This window comes from Halomicronema sp. CCY15110, assembly GCF_016888165.1.
Taxonomy (GTDB): domain Bacteria; phylum Cyanobacteriota; class Cyanobacteriia; order Phormidesmidales; family Phormidesmidaceae; genus Halomicronema.
The window spans coordinates 1-18,459 of the sequence record NZ_JACSWC010000319.1 but is presented as its reverse complement, the minus strand read 5'-3'; the positions used below and the strand labels follow the sequence as shown (position 1 = coordinate 18,459).

Annotated in this window: 15 protein-coding genes; 6 read left to right on the top strand and 9 right to left on the bottom strand. The window is 54.8% G+C overall.

The genetic code is table 11. The annotated features are described in order from the left end of the window. Window positions 1–3 precede the first annotated feature (3 nt). From der to JUK32_RS14845, 3 genes are all read right to left on the bottom strand, one after another. Window positions 4–1,368, bottom strand: a complete 1,365-nt coding sequence (gene der / locus JUK32_RS14855; protein WP_204139646.1) for a ribosome biogenesis GTPase Der — start codon at window positions 1,366–1,368, stop codon at window positions 4–6. A 96-nt stretch (window positions 1,369–1,464) separates the two neighbouring features. Continuing rightward, window positions 1,465–2,025 carry a hypothetical protein gene (locus tag JUK32_RS14850; protein ID WP_204139645.1) on the bottom strand — a complete coding sequence of 187 codons (561 nt, stop codon included), beginning with the start codon at window positions 2,023–2,025 and terminating at the stop codon, window positions 1,465–1,467. Beyond that, on the bottom strand, window positions 2,022–2,747 hold the full coding sequence (locus JUK32_RS14845) for a J domain-containing protein (protein ID WP_204139644.1): 726 nt from the start codon (window positions 2,745–2,747) through the stop codon (window positions 2,022–2,024). Before JUK32_RS14845 ends, JUK32_RS14850 begins: the two co-directional genes overlap by 4 nt. 261 nt (window positions 2,748–3,008) lie before the next feature. Between JUK32_RS14845 and JUK32_RS14840 the strand changes: the two genes are divergently transcribed. Further along, entirely contained in the window at window positions 3,009–4,823 is a 1,815-nt protein-coding gene (locus tag JUK32_RS14840; protein ID WP_204139643.1) for a glycosyltransferase family 39 protein, read from the top strand. Between the two features lie 79 nt (window positions 4,824–4,902). Here the strand turns inward: JUK32_RS14840 and cysK are convergent, their stop codons facing one another. The 3 genes from cysK to JUK32_RS14825 form a co-directional block, all read right to left on the bottom strand. After that, entirely contained in the window at window positions 4,903–5,865 is a 963-nt protein-coding gene (gene cysK / locus JUK32_RS14835; RefSeq protein ID WP_204139642.1) for a cysteine synthase A, read from the bottom strand. A 5-nt stretch (window positions 5,866–5,870) separates the two neighbouring features. Continuing rightward, window positions 5,871–6,305, bottom strand: coding sequence for an Rrf2 family transcriptional regulator (locus JUK32_RS14830; protein ID WP_204139641.1), 435 nt, complete (start codon window positions 6,303–6,305; stop codon window positions 5,871–5,873). Window positions 6,306–6,511: 206 nt separating this feature from the next. Beyond that, entirely contained in the window at window positions 6,512–7,459 is a 948-nt protein-coding gene (locus JUK32_RS14825) for a septal ring lytic transglycosylase RlpA family protein (protein ID WP_204139640.1), read from the bottom strand. Window positions 7,460–8,174: 715 nt separating this feature from the next. Between JUK32_RS14825 and purM the strand changes: the two genes are divergently transcribed. After that, window positions 8,175–9,233 carry a phosphoribosylformylglycinamidine cyclo-ligase gene (purM, locus tag JUK32_RS14820; protein ID WP_204139639.1) on the top strand — a complete coding sequence of 353 codons (1,059 nt, stop codon included), beginning with the start codon at window positions 8,175–8,177 and terminating at the stop codon, window positions 9,231–9,233. A gap of 9 nt (window positions 9,234–9,242) precedes the next feature. On the opposite strand, the gene JUK32_RS14815 is transcribed toward purM, so the two are convergent. From JUK32_RS14815 to JUK32_RS14805, 3 genes are all read right to left on the bottom strand, one after another. Beyond that, entirely contained in the window at window positions 9,243–9,992 is a 750-nt protein-coding gene (locus JUK32_RS14815) for a hypothetical protein (RefSeq protein ID WP_204139638.1), read from the bottom strand. Window positions 9,993–10,132: 140 nt separating this feature from the next. Continuing rightward, a complete protein-coding gene (locus tag JUK32_RS14810) occupies window positions 10,133–11,284 on the bottom strand; it encodes an AI-2E family transporter (protein WP_204139637.1) in 1,152 nt (383 codons plus the stop codon). Between the two features lie 264 nt (window positions 11,285–11,548). Next, window positions 11,549–12,337, bottom strand: coding sequence for a sulfite exporter TauE/SafE family protein (locus tag JUK32_RS14805; RefSeq protein WP_204139636.1), 789 nt, complete (start codon window positions 12,335–12,337; stop codon window positions 11,549–11,551). Window positions 12,338–12,625: 288 nt separating this feature from the next. Here JUK32_RS14805 and mnmG point away from each other — a divergent pair, with 288 nt between their 5' ends. The 4 genes from mnmG (at window position 12,626) to JUK32_RS14785 (ending at window position 18,389) form a co-directional block, all read left to right on the top strand. Continuing rightward, complete coding sequence (mnmG, locus tag JUK32_RS14800) at window positions 12,626–14,557, top strand: tRNA uridine-5-carboxymethylaminomethyl(34) synthesis enzyme MnmG (RefSeq protein WP_204139635.1); 1,932 nt, start codon at window positions 12,626–12,628, stop codon at window positions 14,555–14,557. 102 nt (window positions 14,558–14,659) lie between these two features. Then, complete coding sequence (locus JUK32_RS14795) at window positions 14,660–16,279, top strand: site-specific DNA-methyltransferase (RefSeq protein ID WP_204139634.1); 1,620 nt, start codon at window positions 14,660–14,662, stop codon at window positions 16,277–16,279. Between the two features lie 14 nt (window positions 16,280–16,293). Then, window positions 16,294–16,902, top strand: a complete 609-nt coding sequence (locus tag JUK32_RS14790) for a Uma2 family endonuclease (protein ID WP_204139633.1) — start codon at window positions 16,294–16,296, stop codon at window positions 16,900–16,902. Window positions 16,903–16,913: 11 nt separating this feature from the next. Beyond that, complete coding sequence (locus tag JUK32_RS14785) at window positions 16,914–18,389, top strand: DEAD/DEAH box helicase family protein (protein WP_204139632.1); 1,476 nt, start codon at window positions 16,914–16,916, stop codon at window positions 18,387–18,389. The last annotated feature ends 70 nt before the right edge of the window (window positions 18,390–18,459 follow it).

Genomic DNA, 18,459 nt, shown 5'->3' with positions numbered 1-18,459 from the left:
CCGTTATACTTTCGTCGCGCGGTTGGCACTCTGACGTTCCAGATCCCGCATTTTTTTGCCTCGCCACAATAGCCGAATGGGGCTGCCCTCAAAGCCTAAATTCTGACGAAACTGTTTTTCAATATAGCGGCGATAGCTCTCCCCAAACAGTTTTGGATCATTCACAAACAGCGCAAAGGTCGGGGGCCGCGCCGTGACCTGAGTACCGTAATAAATGCGACCTTGGCGGCCTTGGCGGGTGGTGGGGGGGGTATGCCAGCCTACCGCTTCTTCCAGCACTTCGTTCACCACTGAGGTGGTGACGCGGCGACGATGCTCGGCGACCGCTTGGTCTACCAGGTCGAGAATCTTCGGCACCCGCTGTCCGGTGATGGCGCTGGTGTAGATGCGCTTGGCCCACTCCATGAAATACAGCTTGTTGCCGATGGTGCGATCGTATTCGTAAATGGTGTGGGAGTCCTTGTCCACCGCATCCCATTTATTGACGACGACGACACAGGCGCGACCGTCTTCTTCGATGCGTCCGGCCAATTTCTGATCTTGCTCGGTGACGCCATCGATCGCATCAATGACCAGCAACACGATATCGGCGCGGCGAATCGCTTTAAAGGCGCGGTTGATGCCAAAAAATTCCGGGCCGTAATCGACGTTCTTTTTCTTGCGAATGCCTGCGGTGTCAATCAGGCGGTAGCGGGTCTCATCCCGTTCGACCAACATGTCGATCGCATCGCGAGTGGTGCCCGAGACGGGACTGACAATTGCTCGATTTTCCCCCACAAAGGCATTCAGCAAACTGGATTTGCCCACATTAGGACGACCGACGATTGCCACCCGGATCTCTTCTGGCTCCTCGATTTCTTCCGGAGGCGGCAAGTGGGTCACCAGCTCATCCAGCAACTCTCCCGTACCATTGCCGTGAATGCCCGAGACGGCATAGGGTTCGCCTAGCCCTAACTCCCAAAACTGCGCCGCTTGGATTAAGCCCTGATCGGGGGACTCGCACTTATTCACCGCCAGCAATACCCGGACTGAGTGCTGTTGACGCAGCCATTGGGCAATTTCGCGATCGGATTCCGTCGGCCCTTCTTGACCATCGACCACCATAATGGCGGCACTGGCTTCACTGAGCGCCAGCATGGCTTGTTCGCGGATGTAGGGCAAAAACTCAGTATCATCATCAAAAATCAGCCCGCCCGTATCGACGACGAGATAATCGCGATCGGCCCAGAAGGCGGCTTTGTAGGTGCGATCGCGGGTTACGCCAGGGGTATCAAAGACAATCGCCTCTTGCACCCCCGCCAGTCGATTGACGATAGTTGACTTGCCCACGTTGGGGCGACCAATAATAGCAACAATGGGAAGAGGCATGGATTCAGGCCGAGGGTGATGAAGGGATGAGTTTATTGTAGCGATCGCTTTCCAGCAAACATTTTATTATCGCAGACTTGGTGTAGTATTCATCGTTCAAAATTCGGAGAGGGTGAGCTTGCCATTCTCCCACTGGTTCCAGGGCACGTAGCCCCAGGGCATTTCGGGGCAGCTACTCGCATGGCGGGGAAACACCAATTCATTGTGCTGTAAATAGGCTCGACCACAGCTCAAAAAGCCCTCTCGATAAATCGCCCAACCTTCCCAGACCTCAATGACTTGGTTTAGGTAATAGCCCCCCGAACCGCCGCCCGGCAAGCGGATGACCAGATAGGTTCTGCCGTGGGTGTGGATCACACTCACACAATCGCGGCAGCTTGCCCCTGCCAGCGCACCCGGCCACAGCTCTAGTGGCACTTTGAAGCGGCTGTCGTTGGCTCGATGGTTGAGATAAAGCTCGTTCTGCGCGACGGTCTCGCCCGTAGGGAGCAAGATGTCGGTGCTTTCCCACTCGTAAAGGTAGTCAGTCCCATCGACCACCGCCCCCGGCTGCAGATCGCCAAACGGCAACCACCGCTTTGACAAGCCTTGGTAAACAATGGTCATCACGATGATGACCAACCAAGCGCTCGCCAACCGTCTGACTGGCTGGGTCAACGGCTTGCGACCTTTAATTTTTCCTTGGCCTCTCGCCGTAACTTTGTTGAAATGCGGAAAAGCTCTTGTCCCGTATGCAAGTAGCTCTCTTCATAGCAGTAGGTGTAGCGCTCCATTTCTTCGATGCCGTCTTCTAATTGGTTGAGGCAGTAGTAGAGATTGGCCGCGACCCCCGCTGTGTTCGATGGGTTAGCCACCGACTGAAATTTACTGCGGGCTTTTTCCAAATGTTCGCGGCAGGTTTCTAAATAGGTCTGAAAATTTTCCATCAGCTCATCATCAAAGGGATCACCCGACAGCGCGCGAATTTCGCCCTTGAGCGGAGTGAGGATTTTTGCGATCAATCGATCCACTGGGTTGTAAACCTTGCTGATCCACACGGCAAAGGCATCATCTGCCGCATAGGCCGCTTGGCGACGCTGGCGATACTGCGCCTGGGACTGGGCGGTGCGGTGGGTGCGATCGCGAATCTGATCTGACTGAAATCCAGCTTTTTGCACCCGGCGATCGCGGTCATAGTCTGAACGGGACTGTGGATCGCCCAGCACCTCGTAGGCCGCGTTCAACTGCTTGATGCTCTCTGCATCCCCGGTGTCGTGCTGCGTGTCGGGATGGAGTGCCTTAGCCAAGCGTCGATAGGATTCCTTGATTTGTTGCTGGGTGGCAGTCTCAGCAATTTTGAGGGTGCGGTAGTGATCAGTCTCCACAGATCTCGCAGTCATAGCAGCATTTACACAGGTGGCAGTAAAGACAGGGCGCGATCGCGCTCCGCTCCATTGTGGAAGATTCCCTGCCTAGATGCAAAGTCACCCCCAGGCTTTAACTTAACCCTGCCACCCGCTACCCTCACACCCAGCCACCCCCTTACCCTCACACTCCCCCTTTATGCCACCTTGGGTTGTGACCCGCCAGCGCCCATGGTCATTGCCGAATCGCTGTAATCTAGAAGACTGGTTTTCCTATCACTGGCTTGGTGCCTGAAAATGAAGCATCCTACCCTCCAGAGTTCTGCGCCATTCCCCTCGACTACCCTCAGCCCGGTGCGGCGAGAAGGCTGGGTGTCGGTTGGCTGGCTCATCTTCATTTGCGGGATTGCCTTCTTTGTGGGGTTGGCCAGCGTGGGCCTGATGGATGAAACTGAGCCTCTCTTTGCCGAAGCCTCGCGGCAAATGACCGTAACCGGCGATTGGGTGACGCCCTACTTCAACGGTGTGACTCGCTTTGACAAGCCGCCCCTGGTGTATTGGCTGATGGCGATCGGATTCCAGATTTTTGGTGTGGGTGAATGGGCGGTGCGATTGCCGTCGGCCCTCGCGGCCACTGCGCTCGTGGGTATGGGCTTTTACACCCTGCGGCGGTTTGGCTTTTCGCGACCGGAGCTGGCCACGGCGGTTACGCAAAACATGAATGGGGCCACCCCCCAGCGATCTCGCCTCAGTCAACGCAACCTGTTCTGGTCAGCCATCATCGGGTCGGCGGCCATGGCCCTCCATCCCGAAACGATTGTGTGGGCGCGGAGTGGGGTGTCGGATATGCTGTTGTCGGGCTGCATGGGCATTGCCTTGTTGGCCTTCTTTTTGGGCTATGCTCAGCCCGAAACGCCCCAACGGCAGCGTAATTGGTATTTCACGACTTATGTTTTTCTCGGCTTAGCTGTCCTGACCAAAGGGCCGGTTGGGGTGGTTTTGCCCGGTCTGATTGTGCTGGCATTTTTGCTGTATGTGGGTCAATTCCGCCAGGTGCTGCGTGAGCTGCATCTCTTGAAGGGGGCGGCCATCTTCCTCGCGATTACGGTGCCGTGGCATGTACTGGTGATTGCCGCTAACGGCCAAGCGTACATCGATTCCTTTTTTGGCTATCACAATGTTGAGCGCTTTACCAACGTGGTGAATGGCCATGCGGCCCCTTGGTACTTTTACTTTTTGGTAGTGGCGGTGGGCTTTTTGCCGTGGTCGCCGTTTTTGCCTTGGGCGATCGCCCGTCTCCAGTGCCATCGTCCCCGGTTTTGGCAAATGCAACCCCGTTCGTCGCATTTGGGCATCTTTGCGCTGGCCTGGTTCGGCGTGATTTTTGGCTTTTTTACCATTGCGGTGACCAAGCTGCCGAGTTATGTACTGCCCCTCATGCCAGCAGCGGCCATCTTGATTGGCCTGGGCTGGAGCGATCGCCTCTGCCCATCTCCCAACCAGCCAGCTAAGCCTGGAGTCGGTTTTGGGGTGAGTTATGGCTTGAACCTACTGATTTTTGTAGTGCTGGTGGGGGCGGCTCTCTACAGTCCCAACTGGATGGGGAATGATCCGGCCATGCCGGGACTGCCGAACCTGGTGCGTGAGTCGGGGGTCATGGTGCGGGCGGCGGTCATTTGGGGCACGGCGCTGGTGGCCGGGCTCGGGCTGCTGCTGCGACATCGCCAGCGCTGGCTGTGGAGCGTGAATCTAGCGGCGTTTGCGGCGTTTATTCTGCTGTCAATTTTGCCAACCTTGCAGCTCGCCGATCAGGTACGCCAGCAGCCCCTGCGGGAGATTGCGGCCACCGCGATCGCGGCACAGCAGCCGGACGAGACCCTCTACATGGTGGGCTTCATGAAGCCATCCCTCGTGTTCTACACCCAAGCACCAGTGACTTACATCGAGCAGCCTAGTGAACTGCGCAACACGCTACAGGCGAAGCAGCCAGCGCAATCAGCACTGGTGGTGGGCACGGCGGACGAACTCTCAGCGCTGAATTGGCCCAGCGAGTCGACGCCGTTGGTCACGACTGAGACGTATAATCTGGTGCGCTTGGCACCCACCGAGTAATCGATCAGGATCGGCGGTAACATGCCGCGTCTGGAAACGGTGGTCGGGATTGCGTCTTGCCGATGGCCCAAGCCGGAATTTAATTCATCGCGACGGGCGCGAGTAACTCTGGGTCTTGGAATAGCGGTGTACTCAGATACCGCTCACCAAAGCTGGGCTGAATCATCACGATCAGTTTGCCGATATTTTCGGGGCGCGACCCCACCGTGATCGCGGCCTTGAGCACAGCGCCGGTGGAAATGCCTGACAGGAGGCCCTCTTCCCGAGCTAAACGGCGACCGTAGGTAATCGCCTCCTCGTCACTGACGGTGATCACCTCATCAATGATGTCAGTGTTCAATACTTCGGGTACAAACCCGGCCCCAATGCCCTGAATTTTGTGGGGGCCGGCGTGTCCTCCAGATAACACAGGACTATTCGTCGGTTCAACGGCGATCGCCTGCACCTCCGGCTTGCGGGCTTTGAGCACTTCCGAGACGCCGGTGATGGTGCCTCCGGTGCCAACACCGGCAATCACAATATCGACGGTGCCATCCGTATCGGCCCAAATCTCTTCGGCGGTCGTCTGACGGTGAATATCAGGATTTGCCGGATTCGAAAATTGCTGCAACATATACGCATCGGGCAGCGTGTTCACTAACCTCTGCGCACAGCGAATACAGCCCGACATCCCTTCGACGCCAGGCGTGAGTTCGAGTTCGGCCCCAAATGCTCTGAGCATGGCGCGGCGTTCACTGCTCATGGTTTCGGGCATGGTCAAAATAAGGCGATAACCTTTGGCCGCCGCTGCCATGGCCAGGGCAATGCCAGTATTACCGGATGTTGGTTCCACCAACGTGGTCCGGCCAGGGGCGATTTTGCCCGCCGCTTCCGCCACATTAATCATATTGATGCCAATGCGGTCTTTCACGGATGCGGAGGGATTCATGCCCTCTAACTTGACCACGATATTTGCCTGACAACCGACTGACTGGGGAATCCGATTCAGTCGAACAAGTGGAGTGTGACCAATAAGGTCAGTAACATTTTCGGCAATACGCATGGTCACTAAATGTAATACATCAGGTCAACTTGTTGTTTAGCCTTGCATTGATCTAGTAAGTCCTGCAAGGTCTGCTTGCTTAGTGCGTCTTCGGCGGCTTGGCGAGCGGTTTCCCAAGCCTCCGCAATGACTGCGCCTGCCGACGTTTGTGGCGCAGTTACCGCTGCTTTGCCGATCTCAAATCCTTCAATGCAGCTAATGATCTCGTAGAGAGTAATTTGCCAGGGCGATCGCGCTAAGAGATACCCCCCTTTGGCCCCTCGCTGACTTTTCACAAACCCGGCTCGCCGTAGCGTCGCGAGCAGTTGCTCCAGATAGCGATCGGGGATATTTTGCTGAGCCGCAATTTGCCGAATCTGCATCGGTTCGCCAGTCGCAAACCCACGTCCCAATTCAAGTAACGCTAACAGCGCATATTCACTTTTGCTAGACAGTTCCACAGGCGTTTGGTTGGGCGAAGCGGCTTTTCTAGTATAACCCCGGTTCTCCAGTCGGGTTTGCAGGATTCCCCGATTAATGAAACTCCCCAGCAGTTGTTCACTAACTGCTGGGGAGCAAAAACTTTATTCAATTTCAGCGAGCCTTGTCACTAAGGAATGAGGCTTGCCTGTCCTAGATAATTGGGATGTTATGTGATCCTCATTCTTTAATCGGCGAGGACTTCTACACGAACAGTGCCGACTCCAGCTAGATGGAGACCAATTTCGCGAGCGGCCCCTTCTGATAGGTCAATGACCCGACCCCCCGAGAACGGGCCTCGGTCATTAATGCGCACCACGACTTGGCGATTATTGCTGACATTAGTAACCAGCACTCGGGTGCCAAAAGGCAACGTCCGGTGAGCTGCCGTCAGCGCATTGCGGTTGAATCTTTCGCCACTGGCAGTGGAACGGCCATGAAAGCCAGGGCCATACCAAGAGGCGACACCCGAGAAGCTGGAGGCCACGCCCCAGTTGGTGCGAGCCACGGCGGTGGGTGCTGGTGCGCCCTCGACTTCGGTCAGCTCTTCAGAGGCTCCCAGCAGATTGCGCAGGCGATTGGCAGCCTGCAAAGCGTCCGTCTGGAGTTGGCCGGTCGGATTCGAATAGCGCACGACCTCATTAATGGCGACGAGGTCTTCACCCTCCAGGGTGAGCTCATATTCTTCGGCGGTGTCATCCCAGCGCACCCCGATGGCATGGGGGTCGCCATTGGCTTGATAAAAGGCATCGATCGCGCGGGCCACTGACTCAGCCCGATTCACGAGATCATCGCTAGTGGCACCATCGCTAACGGCTTTAGCCGTCGCATCGCCCGCCACAAAGGTCAGCACGGGTAAGTTGTTGACGTGCAAAATGGCAATGCGCTCGCCTTCCAGGGTGTGGGCAGCAATGCGGAATAGATCCGATAGTTCAGCCGCCTCAGGGGCTAACTGAGCTGAGTTGAGATTACCCAAACCGGCGGCTGCGCCCCGTTGTTCAACTGCGACTTCGAGCGTTTCCTGTAAGTTCGCGTGAGCATTCCCTGAGGTTTGCTCAGCGCTTGCGGCTAGGGGGACACCCGTGGCACATACCACTGCGGCGACCGTAAAGCTGCGACACAAGTTCTGAATCATGTAGTTTCCAAGAGCTCAACATAGTGGCGCGGTGACAAGCTGGGACTGCAAACCTGCAAGCCAGCGATCAATGACTCCATCCATCAGCGGTTGCTGTTGATTCGAACCATTGATCATCACGTCCACCTCGACATAACCCTTCGTGTTCGTTTGAACGTCCCGTACGTTAGCACGAACGTTTCGATTGGCAATCCGCAGAAAACAGCGAGGGTTTTTCTAAGGCGGAATGTCAAGAGTTTGTGAAAAATGTCTAAAATCTATCAGATCCTTATGAATCGACTGGTTGAGACTTCGCCAGCCAGGCTTGGGTAGTTAATAAAACTTATCGCCCATGGAGTGAAGATTTCGAAAAAGCGATGGCAGTTCCGGTGATGGGGACTGTGCCATTTTAAAAATTGGCTATGGATAATGCAATTTTTTGCAGTGCCACCTCTGTGGACAATGCTGCTTAATCAATCAGCAATCATTATTGTCGATCGCTGATTTTCTTATCCATCATCGCCGTGGGCTGATCGGGGCGATCGCGAGGGTGCGTGTCCGGTGTGGTGGTGCGTTTGTCCCGGCGGGGTCGGGGGACTGCCATCGGGCGAGTGCGGCCATGGGCATCAAGCCCAGCAACTAATTGAGGTATCGAGATGACCGTTTGCCCAGAAAATATATAGATGTCACGCTGTCTCAACGGCATTCGCTGATTTCGTTCTAAAGGGCAAGGTTTATGGATTATCAAGACGCAGGCGTCGATGTAGTGGCTGGCAGAGCCTTTGTCGATCGCATTCAACAGATGGTGGGCAGTACGCGCCGCCCCGAAGTGTTGGGGGGTTTAGGCGGCTTTGGTGGGTTGTTTCAACTGCCCTCGGGGTATCAGACGCCAGTGTTGGTCTCGGGCACCGATGGCGTGGGCACCAAGCTCAAGGTGGCCCAAACCCTCAACCGGCACAACACGGTGGGCATTGACCTGGTGGCGATGTGCGTCAACGATGTGCTGACCTGCGGGGCGGAACCGCTGTTCTTTTTGGATTATTTGGCGACGGGAAAACTCGATGAAGAACAACTGGCGGCGGTAGTTGAAGGGATTGCCACGGGCTGTCGGGAGACGGGCTGCGCCCTGATTGGGGGCGAAACGGCGGAAATGCCGGGATTTTATGGGCCAGGGGAATATGACCTGGCGGGCTTTTGTGTCGGTATTGTGGAAAAATCTGCCATCCTTGACGGCTCACAGGTGGCGACTGGCGATGCAGTGATCGGGTTAGCGAGTCGCGGCATTCACAGCAATGGTTACAGCTTGGTGCGCAAGATTATGGCCGAAGCGGCGCGGGGCGATCGCGACACCCCTGGCTATGATTGGGCTGAATGTCCGGCAATGCTGAATGGCGCTTCCCTGGCAGAGACGCTGCTGACACCCACCCGGCTTTACGTAAAACCGATTCTCGCAGCGCAGCAGGCGGGGCTCTCGATTCACGCGATGGCTCATATCACTGGTGGCGGCTTACCGGAAAATCTGCCCCGCTGCCTAAGCGATCGCCATTCGATCATGCTCAATGCCGACAGTTGGCCCGTGTTGCCGATTTTTGAGTGGCTGGCAGCGGCGGGTCAGGTGTCTGCTGAGGCGATGTACAACACTTTCAATATGGGGATAGGGTTCGTTGTAATTGTGCCGTCTGCGCAACAGGAAGCAGCGATCGCCCACTTTCAATCACAAGACATTGCCGCCTATGCGATCGGTGAGGTCGTTGACGGCGATGGTCGGCTCAGCGGCATTCCCGGCGCGGAGTGATGAAGGTCGTCAAGGCGTTGCGACGGCGTCGGAGAGCAACACAACTTCGCTGCTATCGACAATGAATGCCCCAAATCGGTTGTTGCTCAGCGTTTGTAGCACTTGCGCTGCCGCCTGCGGGTCGGGACTTTGGGCCGCGAGCAAAAAGGGTTGCTGTTGATAAATGGCTAATCCCACTGGCTGATTGAGGAATTGCTGGAGCTGTTTGGCGATGTCAGGATTATTGCTGTAGTTCACCAACACGGCATAGCCCTCGCCCAATAGTTTCGGGGCATAGGCCACTTCAGCCGGGGCCACCGATTCCGTGGGCAGTGGTGTGGGTGTGGTGGCGGGGGCAGTGGGTTCCGGGGTGGCCGGCTCCGGGGCAGGTTCGGGAGTAGTGACGGGTTCGGCGGTAATGGGGGTGCTGGTGGTCACTTCGCCAGGAGCCGCTGGGCGGGCGACAAAAGCTTGTGCCCCTTCGGCTTCGGTCAAATACTGAGCCCAGGCGTTGGCATTTTCCAGACTGGTGAAGCCGCCTGCGCGAACGACTACATCGTCCAAATACCGACACACACTCACGATGGTGGTGGTGGGCAGCAGGTTTTGAATGCGATCGCGGGCTTCGACCGTGTCGCCCTGCACGAGCAACAGATACTCGCTGGCATTGGGCGGCGCACAAGGGGGAAACTCATCCGCCCAGGCCCGGGGGGCAGCCAGGCCACCCGACGCCAACAACAAGGTTAAGCCCCACCACCGCAGATTTTTGATCCCAATCATTCGCCCACTACCCAAAACAGTGCATCTAGCAAGGTCAAATCTAGCTCCTTATATTGACACATCCTCTCAGGATTACCACCCGCTGTAGAGGCTTTGTAATGCGTTCGGCTGCCCTTGACGCTAAATCAGGCGGTCTACGGCTAGCCGTCAGCCATCATGGGACTAGGAGACGGACGATTGCCGACGGGAGTTTCCGAGGGAGATTTAGTCGGGAGCGATCGCCGTCGCTCCGCCATGAGTTTAGGTCGCAAATACAGGTTTTCCAGCAGCACCGCCCCGCCCGCAATCCACGGAGGCACGATCAGCGCCCCGATGATGCCCAAAACTTGGGTGCCCCCAAGTACGGCGAGGAGTTGATACAGCGGATGCACTCCCACGGACGTGCCGACTAGCAAGGGGTCAAGCACGTAGGTTTCCAGATTTTGGATCACGATGTACAAGATCAACACCCAAAGGATGGTCCAGCCCCCCTGCGAAATCGCGACTACCAGGGCCGGAATCGCCCCCAAAATTGGCCCCAAAAAGGGAATGAGGTTGGTAAAACCAGAAATGGCACCCAGGCCCAAAGCAAAGTCTGACAGGCCCAAAATCGTGAGGCTGACGGTGGTGGCGACGGCCAGAATCGTGGAGACGAGCAAGCGCCCGCGCAGATAGCTACCGATGCGGTTGCTCATGGGGCCAACTTGGGCGGCGAGGCGATCGTCCCAGGGTTGGGGCAACAAGCGCACCAGGTTCTTGATCAGGGTGCGGCTGTCGGCCAGCATATACCCCGACAAAAAGAGGGCCAAAATCACGCTAAAAAAGCCGCCCAAAATGCCTGTCGTCAGTCCATAGGAGCGCACGAGTAGTTGCTGACTGGAGCGAATGACCCAGCGGGTGAGACCCTGCACATCCACGAATTGGTTAATCAACTCACTGGCAAAGTCGGGGCGCTCGTCGTTAAGCGAAACGACCCAAGTCTCGGCGTAATCGAGAATCTGTTTGAGCGAGACGGGAATTTGGCGAATTAATCGCTGAATTTGTTCCACCACGGTGGGACCCACCCAAAAGGCGACGCCCGTGATGATGGCGGCGATCGCGAGATACGTCAGCACCACCCCCAACCAGCGCGGTACCCGATACCGCTCCGCCCAATCGACCACGGGCGCGATCGACGCGGCCAAGACGATCGCAATCATCACCAGCAAAAACAAGCTGCGCAGTTGCCATAACAGCGCCAGCAACGGGACTGACAACACCAGCAACACCACGCTGCTGAGAGAAATGGATATGCGCTGTTCGTTAGAAGCCATACAACCTGGGTCGTCCTTGGGCGTAGCCAAAAGCAGCTAAAAACCTCCATTCATCTATAACAGATCACGCCCCGCGAAGTAGCCCGCTGATCGCCAGAGACCATGAGGTTTTGATGATGGGGTGCCCCCCAAGCGCTGTAAGCCGTTGGTGACGCATACTACCGATACCCATCCACCCATCCACCCATCCACCCATCCACCCATCCACCCAGCCACTACTTACAACCGGATGTGTTTGATCGGCTCGCCTATCAACGATGGGCCTCATCGCTTCAGCAGCACAAATACAGCGACAGCGAGGACAAAGTACCCAAAGCCCTTTTGCAAATGTCGACCATCGATACTGCGCGAGAGGTAAACGCCTGCCCCCATGCCGATGCTGGCAGCGAGGGTAAACGTCAACATGAGTTGCCAATCTAAGGTCACGTAGTTGAGATATTCCATAAACCCGATCGCTGACTTGAAGGCGATGATCAGGAGCGAGGTGCCCACGGCCTCTTTCATCGGAATGCCGCCTAACAGCACTAGCGCCGGAATAATCAGAAAGCCACCACCAACCCCGACAAATCCGGTCACAATGCCAACCACGATTCCTTCTAGGGGAATGAGTAGCCATGTAGGCAACCTGCCGTGATGTGGTTGCGGTTCATGCCGCGCCATCGCGCCCACACTGCTTGGCTGCGGTTTACGGCTGCTTTGACGAATCATAAACAAGCTCGTAACCACCATCACGATGCCAAACGCCACTAGTTGAAAGGTATCGTTCACCCAGGGCAAACCGGCAATTTTGGCTCCCAAAAAGGTGCCCAACATCGCGGCGGGGGTGAAAGTCATGAAGGTTTTGAAATTCACATTGCCCTGTTGCCAGTGGGGAATCACGCCTAACAGACTGACGAACCCCACGACGAACATGCTCATAGCGATCGCCGACTTAGCCGGTACCCCCAACACGTAAACCATGATGGGCACGGCCAACACCGAGCCACCGCCGCCGATGAGCCCTAGGCTCAGGCCGATCGCGATCGCCAGCACATATCCCAATATCAACGTCATGGTCTCCTCTCAGTGACAACAGGCTGCCCTCGGTTCAACCAACTAATAGGTTAAATACCGATACAACTAAGTAGTAATATACTCTGCTTGTTATGGATCCGCAATCAAAGATTTGTGTGGTTGGTGGGGTTGGGGTAATCGCGATCGCGGTGATGATCGCTGCAAATGCTGGCAGCCGGATGGAAAATGGCGCTGACGGCCAATCTCTGACTTTTGAGCCAGAGCCGTTAAAATTTAGATCGCTACAGCTTGATGGCTGGCCAGACGCAAACAGGTTTGAACAGGTACATGGTGGCTCCCAGTTCCGTTGACTTTTTAGATGAATATGATGTGGTCGTCGTCGGGGGCGGACATTCTGGCTGTGAGGCGGCACTGGCGTCAGCCCGCCTCGGCTGTCGCACCTTGCTCATCACCTTGAACCTCGACAAAATTGCCTGGCAGCCCTGCAACCCAGCGGTGGGCGGGCCTGCGAAGTCGCAACTGGCCCACGAAGTGGATGCCCTCGGTGGCGAGATCGGCAAAATGACCGATCGCACCTACCTGCAAAAGCGAGTGCTCAATAATTCCCGTGGCCCAGCGGTGTGGGCGCTGCGGGCGCAAACCGACAAGCGCGAATACGCCGCCGTTATGAAAAACATTGTCGAAAATCAGGAGAACCTGACGATTCGCGAAGGCATGGTGACGGATCTGGTGCTCGGCGATAACGACGAGGTGGTCGGCGTCGAGACTTATTTTGGCGTCGGGTTTAAGTGCCGCGCCGTCATCCTCACCACCGGGACGTTTCTAGGCGGCATTATCTGGATTGGTGACAAGTCGATGTCTGCCGGGCGGGCGGGTGAATTTGCCGCCACTGGCCTGACGGAAACGCTGAACCAACTAGGGTTTGAAACCGATCGCTTAAAAACGGGCACCCCCGCCCGTGTTGACCGCCGCTCCATCAACTTTGATGTGCTGGAACCGCAGCCCGGCGACGAGGATGTGCGCTGGTTTAGCTTTGACCCTGAGGTGTGGGTCGAGCGCGAGCAAATGCCCTGCCACCTGACCCGCACCACTGCCGAAACCCACCGCCTGATTCGGGAAAACTTGCATTTGTCGCCTGTGTACGGTGGCTGGGTTGATGCCAAAGGTCCGCGTTACTGCCCCAGCATTGAAGATAAAATTGTTCGCTTTGCCGATAAGGACAGCCACCAGATTTTTCTGGAACCGGAGGGGCGTGACATCCCTGAAATTTACGTTCAGGGCTTTTCTACGGGACTGCCCGAGAAGCTGCAACTGGCGATGCTCCGGAGTCTGCCCGGCCTGGAACACTGCGCCATGCTGCGCCCTGCCTATGCTGTGGAGTACGACTATCTGCCCGCTACCCAGTGCTACCCCACCATGATGACCAAGCGGGTGGAGGGGCTGTTCTGCGCGGGGCAAATCAATGGCACGACTGGCTACGAGGAAGCCGCCGCCCAAGGCATCGTCGCTGGGATCAACGCCGCCCGTTTAGTGAACGGGCAAGCGCTGATCGTCTTTCCCCGTGAGGGTAGCTACATCGGCACCCTGCTGGATGACCTGTGTACCAAGGAACTGCGCGAACCTTACCGGATGCTGACTTCGCGATCGGAATATCGGCTGCTGCTGCGATCGGACAATGCCGATCAGCGCCTGACGCCCTTGGGACGAGAAATTGGGCTGATTAGCGATCGCCGTTGGGAGCTTTTTCAAAGCAAACAAACTAATATCCAAGCCGAAAAGGCCCGGTTGGCGAAAGAGCGAGTTAAAGAACACGACGACCTCGGCCAGCGCATTGTCGCCGATACCGGCCAGCGCATCAAAGGCTCCATCACCCTGGCGGATCTGCTGCGGCGTCCCGGCTTCCACTATCCCCATCTGGATAGCTACGGCCTCGGTCGCGCCGAGCTGCTTCGCGAAGAAAAGGAAGGGGCCGAGATCGATATCAAATATTCGGGTTACATTCAGCGGCAGCAAGCGCAAATCGAGCAGGTCAGCAAAAACGCGAATCGTAAACTGCCCGAAGCGCTGGATTACCACACCATTGACACGCTCTCGAAAGAAGCGCGGGAACGGCTGAGCAAAGTCCGTCCTCTGACGGTGGGCCAAGCCTCCCGCATCGGTGGTGTCAATCCCGCTGACATCAATGCCCTGCTGGTGTACCTGGAAATTCAAGCGCGACGACAGGGGATGGATCAGGGGAAAGTGGCGATCGCCCCCTAACCGCTCTCAACTCGTCACCCAAAAGGCGAAAAAATACAACAGAATACCACCAGGGTTAGCGTTCCCCGGTAGGCTAGAAACCCTAGGAGGATTTATCGAGCTATGGCGACGATCCACTTTAAGGGCAAGTCCTACGTTCAAAATCACCACCTCACCCTGAAGTACCATCACCTGGTGCCGCAGCCGGAAGCGAGCCTTACGGATAAAGTCAGCCTGCACGACAACCTGATCCTCCAGGGCGATAACCTGCTGGCACTGAAGGCACTGTTGCCGACCTACGCAGGCAAGGTGAAGTGCATCTACATTGACCCGCCTTACAACACGGGCAATGAGGGGTGGATCTATAACGACAATGTAAATTCGCCGATGATGCAGGAATGGCTGAAGGCGAACAGCCCAGTGGACAAGGAAGACCTGGCCCGGCATGACAAGTGGCTGTGTATGATGATGCCCCGCTTAAAGCTGCTGCGAGAGTTATTGCGGGACGATGGCGTGATTTTTGTGTCCATTGATGACAACGAAGTCCATCATCTGCGGATGTTAATGGATGAAATTTTTTGGGGTGAAAACTTTATTGCATCTGTTATTTGGCAAAAGAATTTTGCCCCTAAAAATTCTGCTCGATTTTTTTCGGAGTCTCACGATTACATTATTGTCTACGCGAGAGATGCGTCAGACTGGCAGCTTAATTTACTGCCAAGAACAGATGAAATGAATAATAGATATGAAAATCTTGATAATGATTCTAGAGGAGATTGGGCATCAGACAATTTAACTGCCCGTAATCCATATAGTAAGGGTCAGTATGAAGTGACCAGTCCTTCAGGCAAAAAATACTCGAATCCTACCGGAACATACTGGCGGATCTCTTATGAAAAATTTCTAGAACTAGATAAAGATAATCGAATTTGGTGGGGAGATTCTGGAAAGAATATGCCCAGATTAAAAAGATTTCTGAGTGACGTTAAACAAGGTTTAGTACCTCAGACTATTTGGTCGTATAAAGATGCTGGTCACACCCAGGACGCCAAAAAAGAACTACTTTCCATCCTGGATTTTGATACCTCTGCTGATGTCTTCATTACTCCAAAGCCATCTAAGCTAATCAAGCGAATTCTTCAAGTTGCCACAGATAAAGATTCCATTATCCTTGATTCTTTTGCAGGTTCAGGAACAACCGCTCATTCGGTTTTGGCGCTGAACAAAGAAGATGGCGGAAACCGCAAGTTTATTCTCATTGAGATGGAAGACTATGCCGACTCGTTGACAGCGGAACGAGTGCGACGGGTGATTAAGGGAGTGCCGAAGGCTAAAGACGAAGCGTTGAAAAATGGCTTGGGTGGCAGTTTCTCGTTTTTTGCGTTGGGTGATCCGGTGGAGATGCAGGCCATTTTAGAAGGCGATACTCTGCCCACCTATGAAGACCTCGCCCGCTACGTGTTCTACACCGCCACTGGCGACGAGTTTGACCCCGCCAAAATCGACAGCAGCCGTCACTACATCGGCACAAGCTCACAATACGAAGTTTACCTGTTTTATGAGCCTGACCTAACATATTTACGCTCTACCGCCTTCGACCTAGACAAAGCCGATGCGCTGGGCCAACCGAAACCGAATAGCAAAACACGCCTGGTCTTTGCGCCCATGAAATATTTGGACAATGACACGCTACTCAATAAACGAATCGAATACTGTCAGCTTCCCTTCGAGATTTATAAATAAACCGAGTAGGAACAATGATTCAAGCCCATCCCAAGTTATTAACGGTTGATGAATTTATCACCCAGTACGGCGATCAAGATCAGTATGAACTCATTGATGGGGAATTAATTGACGTGGAACCGACCGGGTTGCATGAACAAGTAATTGGCTTTCTGGCTCGCAAGCTCAATGTGGAAATTGACCGTCTCAATTTGCCCTATTTCATTCCCCACCGCTGTTTGATTCGCGTTTCTAATGACACCGCTTTTCGTCCTGATGTCATCGTTTTAGACCAAACAAAGCTGGTTCAAGAACCGCTTTGGCAGTCGCAACCTGTCATTACCTCTGGGGTCGCAATCAAGCTCATTGCCGAAGTCGTCAGCACTAACTGGCAAAATGACTATGCCCGCAAGGTTGAAGACTATGCCCTGCTAGGGGTGCCGGAATACTGGATTGCCGACTATCTGGGTTTGGGCGGTCGAGAATACATCGGCAAAACCAAACAGCCCACCCTGACCATTTGCCAGCTAGCGGATGATTTGTATCAAAAGTCTCAGTTCCGCCCAGGTGACACCCTAACCTCTGCGATTTTCCCTGAGTTGCAGTTTGCAGCCAGCGCCATTTTTGCCGCTGGTCAGTTGTAGGAGGCGTATCTGTGGAACTCAAGGATTACCAGCAACATTGTTTAGACGAGGTCAGAGCGTACCTCGGGCACTTGGCGAAATTAAAAGCCAAGTACGATCGCGATGTGGCTGAAGATCCTGATTATGCTTTTGACTTTCCGCGACAGGCTTGGAGCAAAACCAAAGATACGAAAACCTTTCAAGGCGCTATTTACCATTCCAAGCGCAATGGCTTAGGTGAACCCCTGCCCAACTTTTGCATCAAGGTGCCCACTGGCGGCGGCAAAACCTTACTGGCTACCCATAGCATCGGCCTAATCAACGCCCACTACCGCCAGCGACAAACGGGTCTGGTGTTGTGGATTGTGCCCACCAACCAGATCTATCGCCAAACCCTCAAAGCCCTCCGCACCCGTGAGCACCCTTATCGCCAAGTGTTGGATGTTAACAGCGGCTATCGCACCAAAATTGTCGAAAAAACAGAACGCTTCACCCCGGCTGACATCACCGAAAGCTTGGTAGTGTTGCTGCTCATGCTGCCTTCCGCCAACCGTAAGAACAAAGAGACGCTGAAAATCTTTCAGGATTCGGCGGGCTTTAATGACTTCTTCCCACCGGACGATCGCCTGCCCGATCACCAAAAATTGCTAGAGCAGTTTCCTAATCTGGACTGCTTTGGTGAAAAACACTCGCTGTTCGGTAGCCAGATCAAGACATCTTTGGGCAACACCCTCCGCATTCTTCAACCCATTGTCATCATTGACGAAGGCCATAAAGCCTATAGCAAAGGCTCTCAAGACACGATTTGCAATTTCAACCCGTCCATCGTCGTTGAGCTTTCGGCCACACCGCCGCCAAATAGTAATGCGTTGGTCAGCATTGGGGGACAAGATTTGAATCGGGAGGAAATGATCAAGCTCGACATTCACCTCACCAATAAAGCCAGCCATGACTGGAAAGATTGCCTGCGAGATAGCATTGCTAAACGTGACGAACTAGAGAAACAAGCCCTCGAATATCGCAATCGCACTGGCACCTACATTCGTCCGATTTGCTTGATTCAAGTCGAGCGGACGGGACGCGATCAACGGGGTGACCTCCATTACATTCATGCCGAAGATGCCAAAAACTATTTGATTCGCGAGTGTGGGATTAGCCCCGATGCGATCGCCATCAAATCCAGTGAAAAGGATGATATCGAGGGCATCGATCTGCTGAGTCAGAATTGCCCCATCTGCTACATCATTACCAAACAAGCCTTGCAGGAAGGCTGGGATTGTTCTTTTGCCTATGTGCTGACGGTTCTCACCAATCCCAGTTCCAAAACTGCCATCACTCAACTGGTAGGCCGGATTTTGCGTCAGCCCTATGCCCGCAAAACTGAGGTCAAAGCCCTCGATGAGTGCTATGTTTTCTGCTTTCGCCAACGTGCCACTGGGCTGCTCGAAAGCATTCGCAAAGGTCTTTCTGGTGAAGGATTAGGCGATCTCACAGGTAACGTTGCTTAGTGGTGCAGAAAAGTCCTGAGAGTATTGATGTAGCTAGATTCTCAGATTGAGAAGGGGAGCCATCTGTGAG